The sequence below is a fragment of the Shewanella sp. SM21 genome (assembly GCF_025654335.1).
Classification (GTDB): domain Bacteria; phylum Pseudomonadota; class Gammaproteobacteria; order Enterobacterales; family Shewanellaceae; genus Shewanella; species Shewanella oncorhynchi.
In genome coordinates this window covers 1-532 of the sequence record NZ_JAKKRL010000040.1, presented here as the reverse complement: position 1 = coordinate 532, position 532 = coordinate 1, and the positions used below count along the sequence as shown (strand labels likewise).

Sequence of the window (532 nt, the reverse complement as noted above, 5' to 3'; positions counted from 1 at the left end):
GTAGGAGTCTGGGCCGTGTCTCAGTCCCAGTGTGGCTGATCATCCTCTCAGAACAGCTAGGGATCGTCGCCTTGGTGAGCCATTACCTCACCAACTAGCTAATCCCACCTAGGTTCATCCAATCGCGGAAGGCCCGAAGGTCCCCTCCTTTCCCCCGTAGGGCGTATGCGGTATTAGCAGTCGTTTCCAACTGTTATCCCCCTCGACTGGGCAGATCCCTAGGCATTACTCACCCGTCCGCCGCTCGCCRCCTCAGRAGTAAACTCCCTTGYGCTGCCGCTCGACTTGCATGTGTTAGGCCTGCCGCCAGCGTTCAATCTGAGCCATGATCAAACTCTTCAATTAAAGTTTTGTTGCTTCCGTCTTGCGACTTCAGCGGCTCAATGAATTCTGATTTTTTGTTTCTMRCTAAAGAAACAAACTGTACATATTGCTATGAACACTCATTGTTACATTGATTTAAATTTTTGACTGCCAACCCGAAGGYTAAGCAGTTTCGATTAACTCAACACCTGTGAGTGTCCACACAGAT

The 532-nt window shown here is 49.8% G+C and carries 1 rRNA gene; it reads right to left on the bottom strand.

The annotated features are described in order from the left end of the window. Positions 1-345 (bottom strand): 16S ribosomal RNA (locus L5L94_RS21790); the annotation flags it as partial. Positions 346-532 lie beyond the last annotated feature (187 nt).